Genomic DNA, 14150 nt, shown 5'->3' with positions numbered 1-14150 from the left:
CTTTCTTCATGTTGAAACAACTAATCAATTTTTACAAGGTCTCTTCACCGAGACCTTGTAACGGAGAAGCTTTGTCTTCATCCGATGCTCGCCGTCTGAAGTTTCTGAAATGGTCTACTTTCCTTTCTGCGACTTTTGGTTACGGTATGTATTATGTGTGCCGTCTTAGCCTGAATGTCGTAAAGAAACCTATTGTAGATGAAGGCATTTTTTCGGAAACAGAGTTAGGCATCATAGGTTCCGTATTGTTTTTCACCTATGCCATCGGGAAATTCACGAACGGTTTCCTTGCCGACCGTAGTAATATCAACCGTTTTATGACTACCGGTTTATTGGTAACTGCTTTGGTTAATCTTTGTCTCGGTTTTACTAGTTCTTTTATCCTATTCGCTATCCTTTGGGGGATTAGCGGCTGGTTTCAGTCTATGGGAGCAGCCTCTTGTGTAGTAGGGCTTTCCCGTTGGTTTACGGATAAGGAACGCGGTTCATACTATGGCTTTTGGTCTGCGAGCCATAATATCGGCGAAGCGTTGACTTTTCTGATAATAGCCTCAATTGTCAGTGTGTTGGGCTGGCGGTATGGTTTCTTCGGAGCCGGTATAGTGGGATTGATAGGAGCGTTGATCGTCTGGAAGTTCTTTCATGATACTCCCGAAAGCATGGGATTTCCTTCGGTGAATGTTCCCAAACAGAAAAAGGAAATGAGTGAGACAGAAACGGCTGATTTCAATAAAGCACAGCGTCAGGTATTGCTGATGCCTGCCATTTGGATACTGGCTCTTTCGAGTGCTTTTATGTATATCAGTCGTTATGCTATCAATAGTTGGGGCGTTTTTTATTTGGAAGCTCAAAAGGGTTACTCCACTTTGGATGCCAGTTTTATCATTTCTATTTGTCCGGTCTGTGGTATAATCGGTACTATGTTTTCAGGTGTTATTTCTGATAAGTTATTTGGTGGACGTCGCAATGTTCCTGCGTTAATTTTCGGATTGATGAATGTGTTTGCTCTTTGTTTGTTTCTCTTAGTTCCGGGAGCTCATTTTGGGATAGACGTGTTGGCAATGTTTCTTTTCGGTTTAGGTATCGGAGTTTTGATCTGTTTTCTGGGTGGTTTGATGGCAGTGGATATTGCTCCCCGTAATGCTTCGGGTGCTGCATTGGGAGTAGTCGGTATTGCCAGTTATATCGGTGCCGGATTGCAGGACGTGATGAGCGGTATACTGATAGAAGGGCAAAAGACTGTTCAGAATGGAGTAGATGTTTATGACTTCACCTATATCAATTGGTTTTGGATTGGTGCTGCTTTGCTTTCGGTGTTGTTTGCTTTGCTGGTATGGAATGCAAAATCAAAAGAAGTGGATTAAAGTGAGTACATTAGGTTAGAATATAAGTCTTTGTTTTCGAGGTATTAGTCGCCATTCTGGGGAGTTAGGATTATCCATAATAAGCTGATATAACCGTATTTTTTTGCACCGCATCCTTGCTCTTGAGTTAGTGGAATTTTTTTCTAATCTTTTTGCCGAATATTCAGAAGAATACTTTTCTTTGGGAGAACCTTCGCTTAAAGTGGCTCGTGAAATAAGCAAAAAGCTGAATATCGATGCTAGTATTGGATTTTTATTCTATTTATTACTGTGATGGTTAATTGACCACCACAGTAGTAAAATATTCTTTAAATACCTCCGCGGCTTTTTCAAGTTGTTCGGGGGTATTTTCTTTTACGTCTTTCAGTTTGTATTCTTGCTCCATCGCTTCATACTTATGTACGCCTAATGTATGATAAGGCAGGATTTCCACTCGTTGCACCATCTTGTACTTTCCTAATGCTTCTCCCAGTTGGCGGATGTCTTCCTCGAAATCGCTGTATCCGGGTACTAATACATAACGCAGCCAGAAAGGTTTCTCGTTTTCTTCCAGCCATGCTGCCGTGCGGATGGTCTGTTCGTTACTTCTTCCGGTCAGTGCCTGATGGCGTGCCGGATTGAACTCTTTAATATCCAGTAATACAAGATCCGTCAGTTTGAAAAGTTCTTCTACTTCTTCGTTCCAGATGCCGCCGTTGCTGTCTATGCATACATGTATTCCCTTTTCTTTCAGTTCACGCACTAAAGGGAGTAGTGCTTTGGCCTGAAACGTAGGTTCTCCTCCGGAGAAAGTGACTCCTCCGCGTTTCCCGAAAAAAGGACGTTGGCTCATAGCCATGCGGACGATTTCTTCCGGTGGGGTAGGTGTGCCTCCTTTTCCGGCTATAGTGTCGGGATTGGCGCAATATAGGCAGCGGAAATTGCATCCTTGAAGAAAAACGACGAGCCGTAAGCCCGGCCCGTCGAATGTTCCCATACTTTCGTATGAATGTACGTTTATCGTCATATTGAGTAGATCTGATTACATACGTTCGTGGAAGCTACGGCTGATAACCTCCAATTGATGTTCGCGGCTCAACTTCACGAAGTTTACAGCATAACCGGAAACACGGATGGTGAGTTGCGGATATTTTTCCGGATGTTCCATGGCATCGTAAAGCATTTCACGGTTCAGAACGTTCACGTTCAGGTGGTGAGCGCCTTTGGTGAAGTAACCATCCATCATTGTCACCAGATTTTCTACGCGATCTTCTTCAGTAGCTCCCAATGATTTCGGAACGATAGAGAAAGTGTTGCTGATACCGTCCTGTGAGTCGCGGTAACGCAATTTCGCTACGGAACTCAAAGAGGCGATGGCACCGTTCTTGTCACGTCCGTGCATTGGGTTGGCTCCCGGAGCAAAAGCGACACCTTTGGCGCGTCCGTCGGGAGTAGCACCTGTCTTCTTGCCATACATTACGTTGGAAGTGATAGTGAGCAAAGATAAAGTAGGACGGGCATTTTTGTAAACCGGAAGTTTCTTCAATTCTTCGCTGAAGAAATAGACCAGGTCAACACCCAAGTGGTCTACTTTGTCGTTGTCATTACCGAAGCAAGGGAATTCGCCTTGAATGTCGAAGCCTTCTGTCAGGCCGATGTCGTTGCGGCGTGCAGTCACTTTGGCATATTTGATGGCCGACAGTGAATCGAGGGCGATAGAAAGTCCGGCTACACCGTAAGCAAGATTGATGCGTGGGTTGGTATCTACAAGAGCCATTTGGGCTTTTTCGTAGTAATACTTATCATGCATATAATGGATGATGTTCATCGCTTCGTTGTAAACACGGGCGATTTCTGTCAATACCTTCTTGTAGTTGCTCATTACTTCTTCGAAGTTGAGGACATCACTTGTCAGTACGGGGATATTTTTCACCATTACTGTACCGGTGTTTTCGCAACGTCCGCCGTTGATGGCAAGTAGCAGGGCTTTAGCCAGGTTGCAACGTGCACCGAAGAATTGGATTTGTTTTCCGATTTCCTGATAAGATACGCAGCACGCGATTCCGTAATCGTCAGACTGGCGTACTTCACGCATCAGGTCGTCGTTTTCATATTGGATGGAAGAAGTGTCGATAGATACTTTTGCACAGAATTCTTTGAATCCTTCCGGAAGTTCCGGGCTCCACAATACAGTCAGATTCGGTTCTGGTGAAGGACCGAGGTTGTAGAGTGTTTGCAGGAAGCGGAAAGAAGTCTTTGTTACCTTCGTGCGTCCGTCGTTGAGGCGTCCGCCTAGAGATTCGGTTACCCATGTCGGGTCGCCGGCAAAGATGTCGTTGTAAGATTGCATACGCAGGTGGCGCACCATACGTAGTTTGATGACAAACTGGTCGATCAGCTCCTGTGCGAATGATTCTGTGATAGTTCCTTTGCTCAATTCATATTCCATATAAATGTCGAGGAACGAAGAGACGTTACCCAGTGACATGGCAGCACCGTCTTGTTCTTTTACGGCAGCAAGGTAAGCCATGTATACCCATTGTACTGCTTCTTGTGCGGTGTAGGCAGGACGGCTCAAGTCGAGTCCGTAGTATTCGCCCATTACCTTCATGTCCTTCAATGCTTTGATTTGCTCTGCCACTTCTTCGCGCAGGCGAATGCGGGCTTCGGTCATCGGACCAGTAAGGTTACGCAAATCTTCTTTTTTTGCCTCAATCAGTCGGTCGATACCATAGAGAGCCATACGGCGGTAGTCGCCAATGATACGTCCGCGGGCATAGTTGTCAGGAAGTCCGGTGAGGAATCCCAGAGAACGGAACGAACGGATTTCTTCGGTATATACGTCAAATACTCCGTCATTGTGCGTCTTGCGGTAGTGAGTGAAGATATCTTTTACGCGGTCGTCCACTTCCACGCCGTTTTCATGGCAGGCTTTGCTTACCACGTTGATACCTCCGAAAGGTTTGATTGCACGTTTTAAAAGTTCGTCTGTTTGCAGACCGACGATCAGTTCGTTTTCTTTGTCGATATATCCGGCTTTATGAGAAGTAATGGTTGAGATGGTGACATTATCCAGTGAGCGTACTCCGTTATTGGCTCTTTCTTCTGCCAGTGCTTCGAGGCAGCGGTTCCATACAGCTTTAGTGCGTTCGGTAGGTCCTTCGAGGAAAGAAGCATCTCCATAATACGGAGTGATGTTGTGACTAACGAAATCTCTTACGTTGATTTCTGTGCTCCAAAGACCGTCTTTAAAGATCTTATTTAATTCCATAAATGATAAAATTAGAGGTTGTAGTTATCCTTTTCTTTAAAGCGCACAAAGTTACAACGTTTTTTCATATAATCAGCATAAATATGCTCTATTTTATGCTTCTCAACATAAAATACCTAGATATTACTATTTTTTGGAAATGATTTCGTGATTTTTTTTGTGAAAACTCTTGCAAGTTTAAAATATCTTCGTACCTTTGCACCGCTTTCAACGGAAAGCACTTCTGATAAAGGAGTTTTGGAGAGGTGGCAGAGTGGTCGATTGCGGCGGTCTTGAAAACCGTTGTACTGCGAGGTACCCGGGGTTCGAATCCCTGTCTCTCCGCAATAATCATTGAATTTCAATGATTTATAAGATTAACACCCGATTTTACACCCAAGAATGTAAAATTGGGTGTTTTTTGTTTTATTTAAGATTTAATATTTCACTGGCTCATAGTTGGGTATAATTATAAATCATTTCTTGGAAAACATATAAAATATTAGTATTTTTGAAAATAAAAACGATATGGAATATGAGGTTAAATATAAGCTGAATGGAACTGTTGGTGTTTATTATATAAACTTTTCTAATAATAATCTGCAAATGCGGGATATTAAGTATTCTATAAAAGTAGAATTGGCTAAGTATTTAAAATGTAATATAGAAATGGATAAATTGGAGATACTTTCCATAAATAAAATATCATAAGTTATGCAAAGCAACACAATCATTTGTAATAGAGACAAATTCTCGTTGTATTCTCATTTTTATAAGTCAATGGGATTTCAAGTCACATTCATAAATGGATATTTTGGAAATAAGGGTGTTTTGCGTGTGTTTACATTTCAAAACTTCTGTAAATATTATGATAATGAGATATATAACATTAGTCTTGGATTGAAGGAGAATATACTTTGGGCGATATTTGAATGTCAAAAAGACTGTTCACCTATATTTAAAATTGATATAGTAAAAAATGATGTAAATAGAATTTACGAGGCGATTAATTTGTCAAGTGGTATGGATGCTGAAACTGATAGTGTTGCTACGGCTTTACCGTTTAGTAATTATTTCTGTTTTAGAAATTCTGCCCGTATAAAGGCTGATAAGTTTGAAGATTGGGATTGGTGGACTGATGCGGTTATTTGTGAATATAAAGATGTAGTTGCAAATAAGATAAGCTATCAAATACTTCATTTAGATGAACTGGATTTGATAAAAACAGAAAATACAGACTTTACATTGTCACAATATGATTTTGTTCAACAATTTAAAAGACCTATTACTTATTTTAGAAAAAGAAAACACATAACGAATTGTTACAATAATATTGAATGGAAATCTTATTTTTGGAATTCCGCGACAGGTATTGGTGTCCTTTCTGGTGCTAATTCGTATAGGTGCATTGATATTGATGGCTGTTCTTCTACTGAATTTGTAAAACAGGTCTTATTATCTTTGGGCATTAAAGGCATATATGATTGGGTTATTAGTACTGGAAGTAATAATGGTTTTCATGTTTGGATAAAGGTGGAAGAATTGCCTTCTAATTTACTAATGAATAGCCACGCAGAGAAGCTTTTTAAAAATGCAGGTTTTATTGTTTTTGAGCCAAATGAAAAATATAAAAACGTTTTTAAACGAATAGAATTGAGATGGAAATGTCATGTAATAATGCCACCTTCTTTGTCTGGATATGGTTTCAATTATAATTTTATTGGTGGATTACCTCAAAATGATCCACAGACGATATCTTCTTCGGTCTTATTATCATCTTTGCAAGAATTTGGCTATAATACAGCATTAAATTATGAAGAAATAATCCATTGTAAAGTGACAAATATAGGACCTAGTGTCAGACGCTATGATTTATATCAGACAGTAATCCTTGTTTTGGATATTGAAACAACAGGACTGGCACAAGATTTGAACGTGTCTTTTGATAATATAGATAACTGGCCGTACGTAGTTCAAATAAGTTATCAAATCTTTTCAGGTTATGATAATGATATATTGAAGGAGTCTGATTATATATTGAAACCAGATTGCTTCACAATTCCTGCTGCTTCTGTTTCTATTCATGGAATTACTAATGATAGGGCACAGGAAGAAGGATGGGATAGACGAGATTTTTATAGATATTTCGTGGAGCAGCTAAAAGCTGTTCATTATATAGTAGTTCATAATGCGGATTTTGATATAAATGTTCTTAAATGTGAGCTCTTGCGTTATACAGAGTTGTCAAAGGATGATATAAATCTACTGTTTTATGGAATATGTATTATTTGTACGATGAAGGCTACTGTAGATGTGTGTAAAATTGAAAGTAATATGGCTGATAGAAAGTACAAATACCCTTCTTTAAAGGAATTGTACAATTACTTATTTCACAAAGATTTTGATAATATGCATAATTCCTTGTATGACGTAAGAGCTACGGCAGAATGTTTTTGGGAATTATCTCAAAGAGGAATTGTTAAATACTGTAAAAACTCTCCAATTCAATTAAATTTTGTTTCAGAAAATAAATATTGTTGTCAATGTGGCGGTTTGTTGGAATCGTCTTATTGTAGCTTCCCTAAATGGGATTGGGAGTTTACATTGCAATGTAAAAATTGTGGTTTGTTTTATGTGGCAGGCTATCGAACGGATGATGAATTGTATTTTTAGAAGTGATGTTATGTGTTATATCTACTATGTTTACACGTAGGAAATAAAAGTGCAATTCATAAACAATCAGAATTGCACTTTTATTTTCTGATTTAAACAATTATAATTTGAATCCCCTGCTTTTTCTTGGTTCTTCTGCTGATATTCGTAAACTTTGCCGTAACTTATCAAACTGCTTTTTGAACCACTCTCCAATCGGCTGTCTGTTTATGGTCAGCATAAGTTTACCGCTATCGGCTGGATTTTTCTCCACCTTGAAAATATCGTTCTTGATGTCAAACTTTCGTTTATGTTCCTCGGAATAAATCTTACCATTGCATCTGATGGCTTCTTTCTTTGTCAAAAGACAATCTATCATATCTTTGGTAAACCCAATGACAGCGCATAGTCTTTCCATTCTCAACATTTCTCTAAACATCGGAAACCACTTGAATGCCTTTTCAAGCAGAGTGTTCAGCCGTGATATTTCTCTGTCTTTAGCTTCAAGTTCTTGACTGTGTATTCCTTGAAGATTGCGTATCTGTTTGTCATGTTGCTCTTGCATTTCCTGCATTTGGATTTTGAGGTTGTCAATACCTTTATCACGTTTGGCAACCTCTTGATGCAAATCTTCGTTGGTTCGCTCCAATTCTTTCAACTTTCCACTTCCGAAAAGAGAACCTACACCGCTTGCTATGGCTGTGGCAGCATCGGTGGCTGCGCTTTTGAGCTTGTCGGTGCGTATCTCCGATTTTACCTGTTTGAGTTCCTGTTCGGCAAGTTCCACCTGTTGTTCTTTATGCCGCTTTGCAGCATCTATGCGTTGCAGTTCGGCTTTCTGTTTTTCAATGATGAAGTCATTGCGTTCCAGATGTTCTTTGCCAGTAACATTTTTTGATTGCCCACGTTCCATCATTAGAATGTCTGATGCCAAAGTCTGCATTTTTGCCATATCCTCGTCATTGAGTTTACGGCTCTTTCCTGTATCGTGGTTCATCCAGTCAAAAACAATATGGGCATGATAATTCGGCTTAAACCATTTTTCACCCACTTGAAAACTCTCTTTGTCTTCTGCGTCAGGTTTTTCACCCAGCCAATGTCCTTCGTCCTTATGCAGGAATATTTGGAGTGGCGTGATGCCCCAGCGTCTTTGGCACTCTTCGCCAAATTCACGCACATCTGCCAATGTGGTGTCCGCTCTGATGAGCAACACTCCCTCACGGATAGGTGAACATCCTGCCACCTTGATTATTTTACCATTCTTTCCTTTGCGTTCCCGTTCTTTTTCCTGCATGGCACGTCCGGTCTTTTCCTTGACCATCCGTTTGATATTGTCATAGTGCGTTTGCAGTTCGGGAGTGCCGAAGTTCGGGTTTATCCATTGTTCGTTGTCGGCAGAAAGTTCGGACACAACATAGATTTTGGACACCCCGATGTTTCGTATATACTCGTCAGTCCTTCGGTTATGCGCCTCACTCGATGCGATGTTGCAAGGCTTTATGTGTATGCTTGATTTTGTTGCCATAGCTTCTTTTTTTGTTTACATTAGATTACTTTGTCCGCTTCCGTAACGGGGTTCTTAGGGGTAACCCATAAGCGGAGATTGCAAAGAGAGGGTCACTCTTTGCTCGGGGTTCTCAGGGGTGAAACGCCCTGAGTGGGTCATTAGGGCAAAGCCCTAATCCCTTCGGGAGAGCCCACAACTACGGAAGCGGAGCGTGTAGTTATAGTGGGCTATAACCGAAAGCCGTTCTTCTTTTTCGGTGGCTGGGTGTGCGTCTCTCTTACGGACTGGACTTGCCTGTTTCTTTCAGCCTGTTTCTGTAGGTATTCGTTCAAGTCCTTGCATCCGCTGTAGGTCTGCGAAGCGTCACGGATGTATAAGTCTCTGCCGTATTCCATACGGATTTGCCGGAGTGCTTCCATCCCTGCACGGTCATTGTCAAAGAAACAATGTATGCGCTCGTAACTACCCAACGGATAGAGAGCCTTGCTCACATTCGATACAGAGTTCAATACCATATAATCTTGTCTGTCCAGTTCGGGAAATTTCGGGCAATTTTCCAATCTCAAAGTAAGAAATGAAAGATAGTCCATAAATCCCTCGAACACATAACACGTTTCCCTCGCTGTTCCCGGCTGTCTGATGTGGGAAATATCTTTTGGTGCGATACAACCTTTGAAATATCGGTTGCGGATTTCATGCCCACCCGACACGTTGGGAAAGGCGATGGCGAAATACCGTTTGCCGTTATGGGTGAAGTGCGCTTCACTGCATTCTCTTTTCGCCAGTACAATGTTTATTCCCCTTTCCTGCAAATAGGTGAGTAGGGCAGGAGAAGAAAGCGGTACAATCTCCAGTTGCTGAAAACTTGGCTCGGAAAATGATTGCTTGCCAAAAGAAAAAGAAACAGGACGGACATGTGGTGTCTGTTCCGCTATGCGTTCCAATATATAAGGTATATGGTCAGTAGCATATAAGTGTGAAGCCAGTTCGATGATGCCGCCGCCTTTGCCGAGTGCAAAATCATACCATTGGTTGCGCTCGGTATTTACCTTGAACGAGGCTTCGGTTTCTTCCCTTAACGGTGATTTATACCATAGGTTGATACCCTGTTGTTTGACGGGAGAATATCCCAAACTGTGCAGATAATCCGCTATCCTGATTTGCTTGGCTGTCTGTATATCCATAAGATAATTGTTTGAGTAGTTAATGAATTGATTTATTTTTCTTTTCGCCCGTACCATTTTAAGAAGTACGGTCTATATAACCACTTCACTAAATTGTCGTATATATAGAGTACGGCAATAAAGTGAAGCGGTTTATCCATTCCTTGCATCACTTCGCTTTATCCTTAATATATAGACCCATAGAATAAAGTGAAGCGAGTGCAGGTAACGGGTTAATAGTGGAAGTCGGGCATGAATGTGTATTTTCTGCCGTTCTCCTGCACTATCATCCGTTTGTTGCGAAGCATGGTGATGAGCGGTACCGCCTTTTGATGGTTCAGCTTTACACCTATTGACGTATAGCTTTTGATTAAGGCATCTTCCAGTTCCTTGTAACCGTATTCCTCTTTCAGCCCGAAAACGGCTTCCAATGCGATACGGTGCTGCTGCTCGGTAATATGCCTGTAAGGGTCGAACTTTTCCTCTTCCGGTCTTCCCGGTTTCTTCGCTTCGGGTTTGTAACCCTCTATGAGTTCAGGCAAGGCACTGTCATTGATACGAAAGGCAAAAGGCTCGAAATCCATTGCCCGGATGTGCATGGCTGAAACATTGCTTATATCTCCGTTGCTTTTGTCTTTTTCCACCAGCAATACGGTTTCCGCCTTATTGTTCAACTCCGTGCCGATATGCCCTCTCGCATTCTCATCCCCTTTGTTCTGGTGCAGTATCGTATGGATATGTATCTGCCTGTCGTCCGTCCACTGCATCAGTTTGGATATGATGCGTGTGGATTCGCCGGGGCTGTTGATGTCATATACCATGTCACGGATGCCGTCTATGATTACAAGACCAATGTCGGGCGTATTATAGATAGCCTGTTCGACAATCCTGATACGCTGTTCAGGTGTGTATTTTCTCAAGGCGAGAAACTCAAGGTTCTCATTATCCCTGTCATCAGGCAAGTCAGCCATCCGTAAAATGCGTTTCATGACTTTCAGGCAATGATAAGGACTTTGCTCCGTATCAACATAAAGCACTTTCCGCTTCCCGTCGGAGAGTTCCGCTACATACCGCAACACTGTGCCATTCTTCAATGCGGCGGCTACAATAGCCGAAACATTGAATGTCTTTTTACTTTTGGCTTTGCCGATGGATGCGCTGAAATTGCCCAATGTCCCAATGACAGAACCATGCACTTTGAGGATTTCGGGTGCTTTCTCATAACTTTTCGACAGGCTCAAACGTGAGGCTTGCCAAAGGATTACGGCTTCTTCTGCCGATATGTCCTTAAACTCTTTCATGTAGTCCATAGCCATTCCTCCCGTTATTTCCGTCCTCCGGTTTTCTTTCCTGCCAGTTCAAGGGCAAGTTCCGCATCCACGATAATCTTGCGCCCTATTTGCGTAATGGCTTTGTCTATCTTTCCGCTTTTCTTTATGCGGTTGGCGGTGGGCAGGCTGCACCCGAACAGTTTGGCTATGCCCAGTATTCCGTACACATATTTTCTTTTTGTGTCCGTAACGGGTCGTGGTTGCGTTTCCGTTTGACCGGAAGCGTGCTTGCTCAGGAATATGAACTCTTCGCCTGTCATCTGCCAGACGGGTTTTAATAATAACTCTTGAAGATTTGTCATCGTTCAATCTATTTAGCCGTTAAACAATCAGCCCTGCGCACTGGCTGTTATCTCTGTTCTCGAACGATGCAAAATTAGATAGGGGAGTGAGTGGAAAGGATGTGGTTGGTATAAATGGAATGTTTTATTATTTCTCTGAATATCAGATAATAAAAATACCACTCAAAAATTAATTTGAGTGGTAAAAGTGGTAATTTCGTAAAATATCAGGGTGTATCACGGATTATCGGAATATTGCGTCCATTTCTTTGGCGAACTTCTGGTTACTGTCACTTGGAAAATCCGACACCGGTTCCTTGTACTTTGACTTGTAGTAGTTCTCGTCAATATCCAACTGTTTCAGGATTGTATTCTTCCATTTATCCCTGTCTTGTTTGGGCAGTCTTTCACTCATCAGGAATATCAGGTAACACACCCGTATCTTTTCCCTTGCCTTGATTTTTAATTCCTTTTTACAGGAGGATAGGTTCATGTTGGCATAGAAGTCCTGCGTTGCAATATCTTCAAACTGTTCCCCCACACAGACTTTATGAATAAGCGAAAGTAATTCTGCATCGAAATATTCGGATTGCTCCTTTGGCGCATCCTGCTGTTTCTCTTGCTTGCTCGGTTCATCCGGCTTGTCTTTTTCTACGGGAATATATTTTGCCAATATTTCCATAAAATGGAAACTCAGTTTATAAATATCTCCGCAACAGTTCTCAATATATTGGAGAGATTCCTTTCTTGCCTGCCTTTCCAATTCATAAAGCCTGTCCAGTTCTTCTTTTTCCTTCTCATATTCAGCCTTGCAGCGTTCATGCTCCTTTTCGGCTTGCTTTTCTTCTTCTGCCGTATGTACCCTGTAGCCAATGGAATCATACCTGTTGTATGCTTCATTCAAAGGCTTGCTTAAATTTTGTGTAACTCTCAGCTGTGCTTCTATATCAGCGTCATATCTGCCAGCGAAGTTGTAACACACACGAGAAATTATCTCATCATCAAACAATGGATGTTTTTCGTAAATCAATATGTTTTTCTCTATCTCGGTTCTCAGGCTGTTGAGGACCAGAGTATATTGTTCTTTCGGTTTGTCAAGCACCAGTTCAAGGATGGCGGCTTCAAAAGATTTTGTGTCATTGTATTGCTTGTAGAAGTCCGTGATGAATTTCTGCCTTTCAAAAGAGAAAGCATGGCTGATTATAAAGTCGCTGTATATCCGGTTGAGTTCGCCATATTGGGGAATCATAATCTGTATTTTTCCTGCCATATACGCTTAGTTTACGGGTTCTTATCTTTATCAAGAAAGGAAGTCAGTTCTTCCTCCACTTCCTCTATACTTGGCAGAGCCGATTTTAAGTTTTCAGGTATAGCCTTGCTTAACTGGTAATCGCTGATGCCTATCGGCTGGTCGTAGCCTGTCAATGCGTATTGCGCTACAACTTCGTCTTTCCCCTTGCACAGCAACAACCCGATAGTCTTGTTGTCATGCTCTCCCCTCAGTTTGTCATCCACTACATTGATGTAGAAGTTCAGTTGCCCCGCATACTCCGGTTTGAATGGGGTAGCCTTTAATTCTACTACAATGTATGCGTGCAGGGGGATGGAATACAGAATCAAGTCTGCATAGAAATCGCTGTTACCAATTTGAAAATGCTTCTGTCGGGCAACGAAAGCAAAGCCATTTCCCATTTCCAGCAAGTAACGTGTGACGTGCTTAACCAGTTGTTCTTCTATGTCCCTTTCGTCCGCCTTTTCCTTAGTTCCAGCCAAGTCAAAGATGTATGGGTCTTTTAGAAGGTAATTGGCAAGGTCGCTTTGCGGTGCAGGAAGCGTGGCTGTGAAATTGTTAATCTTGTTGTTGCTGATTTGTCTGCTATACAGATTGGTTTCAATTTGTATTTTAAGAACATTGCTGCTCCAGCCCATTTCCACGGACTGTTTCATGTACCAATAGCTTACACCCAATGGAAGCGAACTGTTAAGCATAATCACATGGCTCGCCCAATTGGTTCTTGCAACAGGTGATGCCATAAATATGTTTTCTATATCCTTAATTTCCATACGGTAAATGTCGGATACGGTTCTGGCAACATTATGAATTTGTGCAAGAGGTTCTTGCGTGATTATAATTTCTTTGTTATCAATGGATTGAATTTGCGCAAGAGGCTCTTGCGTAAATTGCGAATCGTTTAAGTAGTGTACTTCATCTTCAATTTTCTTCACGCTTGGAGCTATCAACTTTGCATCCGTATCAATGAAATTCTGCAATGCTCTCAATGGATATGTTCTTGCAAACTGACACATATAGGTAAGGTTGCGTTCTGAATAGCCTTTCTTTTCAGGGAAATTTAGCCGGATAGCCTTTGCCAACTGTTTGATGGTTTTGCTTCCCCATCCGTGCAGTTGCTGATGATAGAGAATATAGTTGCCCATTTTCCAGTAATGGAACAACATTTGCGCATTGGCAGCGGTAATCAGCCGGACTTGCGCCTGTTGTATTTCCGAACCGACAGCATTTATAAATGCGTCAAAGTTCGTTTTTTCTATGTTATGTCCGTTGTTGCTCATCTTATGATATTTTCAGAATACAAATATACTTCAATGGTGGTAATCCATGAAA

Annotated in this window: 10 protein-coding genes and 1 tRNA gene; 3 read left to right on the top strand and 8 right to left on the bottom strand. The window is 41.5% G+C overall.

Features of this window, described 5'->3' with window-relative positions; all coding sequences use genetic code 11:
- Positions 1–8 precede the first annotated feature (8 nt).
- Positions 9–1364 (top strand): MFS transporter, encoded by a 1356-nt coding sequence (locus A4V03_RS11015; protein ID WP_065538912.1) that lies wholly within the window; start codon positions 9–11, stop codon positions 1362–1364.
- A 277-nt stretch (positions 1365–1641) separates the two neighbouring features.
- On the opposite strand, the gene pflA is transcribed toward A4V03_RS11015, so the two are convergent.
- Both pflA and pflB read right to left on the bottom strand, forming a co-directional pair.
- Complete coding sequence (gene pflA / locus A4V03_RS11010) at positions 1642–2370, bottom strand: pyruvate formate-lyase-activating protein (RefSeq protein WP_065538911.1); 729 nt, start codon at positions 2368–2370, stop codon at positions 1642–1644.
- A 15-nt stretch (positions 2371–2385) separates the two neighbouring features.
- The gene (gene pflB / locus A4V03_RS11005) at positions 2386–4614 is read right to left on the bottom strand and encodes a formate C-acetyltransferase (RefSeq protein ID WP_065538910.1); all 2229 of its coding nucleotides are present in this window, start codon (positions 4612–4614) and stop codon (positions 2386–2388) included.
- Between the two features lie 239 nt (positions 4615–4853).
- Between pflB and A4V03_RS11000 the strand changes: the two genes are divergently transcribed.
- Positions 4854–4938: transfer RNA gene (locus A4V03_RS11000), tRNA-Ser, on the top strand.
- A gap of 369 nt (positions 4939–5307) precedes the next feature.
- On the top strand, positions 5308–7266 hold the full coding sequence (locus A4V03_RS10990) for an exonuclease domain-containing protein (protein ID WP_048927844.1): 1959 nt from the start codon (positions 5308–5310) through the stop codon (positions 7264–7266).
- A gap of 100 nt (positions 7267–7366) precedes the next feature.
- On the opposite strand, the gene A4V03_RS10985 is transcribed toward A4V03_RS10990, so the two are convergent.
- The 6 genes from A4V03_RS10985 to A4V03_RS10960 form a co-directional block, all read right to left on the bottom strand.
- Positions 7367–8770, bottom strand: coding sequence for a mobilization protein (locus A4V03_RS10985; RefSeq protein ID WP_065538908.1), 1404 nt, complete (start codon positions 8768–8770; stop codon positions 7367–7369).
- Between the two features lie 209 nt (positions 8771–8979).
- Positions 8980–9936 carry a toprim domain-containing protein gene (locus tag A4V03_RS10980; RefSeq protein WP_065540388.1) on the bottom strand — a complete coding sequence of 319 codons (957 nt, stop codon included), beginning with the start codon at positions 9934–9936 and terminating at the stop codon, positions 8980–8982.
- A 212-nt stretch (positions 9937–10148) separates the two neighbouring features.
- On the bottom strand, positions 10149–11225 hold the full coding sequence (locus A4V03_RS10975; protein WP_016269990.1) for an AAA family ATPase: 1077 nt from the start codon (positions 11223–11225) through the stop codon (positions 10149–10151).
- Between the two features lie 14 nt (positions 11226–11239).
- Complete coding sequence (locus tag A4V03_RS10970; protein ID WP_071807672.1) at positions 11240–11548, bottom strand: DUF3853 family protein; 309 nt, start codon at positions 11546–11548, stop codon at positions 11240–11242.
- A 223-nt stretch (positions 11549–11771) separates the two neighbouring features.
- Positions 11772–12797 carry a hypothetical protein gene (locus tag A4V03_RS10965; protein ID WP_065538907.1) on the bottom strand — a complete coding sequence of 342 codons (1026 nt, stop codon included), beginning with the start codon at positions 12795–12797 and terminating at the stop codon, positions 11772–11774.
- 11 nt (positions 12798–12808) lie between these two features.
- Positions 12809–14098 carry a PDDEXK nuclease domain-containing protein gene (locus A4V03_RS10960; protein ID WP_065538906.1) on the bottom strand — a complete coding sequence of 430 codons (1290 nt, stop codon included), beginning with the start codon at positions 14096–14098 and terminating at the stop codon, positions 12809–12811.
- Positions 14099–14150 lie beyond the last annotated feature (52 nt).

Source organism: Bacteroides caecimuris (assembly GCF_001688725.2).
GTDB classification, from domain to species: Bacteria; Bacteroidota; Bacteroidia; order Bacteroidales; family Bacteroidaceae; genus Bacteroides; species Bacteroides caecimuris.
This window is presented reverse-complemented; position numbering and strand designations above follow the sequence as displayed.

Coding starts and splice junctions, on each gene's coding strand:
- A4V03_RS11015 (WP_065538912.1), top strand. CDS start 9: ATGTTGAAACAACTAATCAATTTTTACAAGGTCTCTTCACCGAGACCT.
- pflA (WP_065538911.1), bottom strand. CDS start 2,370: ATGACGATAAACGTACATTCATACGAAAGTATGGGAACATTCGACGGG.
- pflB (WP_065538910.1), bottom strand. CDS start 4,614: ATGGAATTAAATAAGATCTTTAAAGACGGTCTTTGGAGCACAGAAATC.
- A4V03_RS10990 (WP_048927844.1), top strand. CDS start 5,308: ATGCAAAGCAACACAATCATTTGTAATAGAGACAAATTCTCGTTGTAT.
- A4V03_RS10985 (WP_065538908.1), bottom strand. CDS start 8,770: ATGGCAACAAAATCAAGCATACACATAAAGCCTTGCAACATCGCATCG.
- A4V03_RS10980 (WP_065540388.1), bottom strand. CDS start 9,936: ATGGATATACAGACAGCCAAGCAAATCAGGATAGCGGATTATCTGCAC.
- A4V03_RS10975 (WP_016269990.1), bottom strand. CDS start 11,225: ATGGACTACATGAAAGAGTTTAAGGACATATCGGCAGAAGAAGCCGTA.
- A4V03_RS10970 (WP_071807672.1), bottom strand. CDS start 11,548: ATGACAAATCTTCAAGAGTTATTATTAAAACCCGTCTGGCAGATGACA.
- A4V03_RS10965 (WP_065538907.1), bottom strand. CDS start 12,797: ATGGCAGGAAAAATACAGATTATGATTCCCCAATATGGCGAACTCAAC.
- A4V03_RS10960 (WP_065538906.1), bottom strand. CDS start 14,098: ATGAGCAACAACGGACATAACATAGAAAAAACGAACTTTGACGCATTT.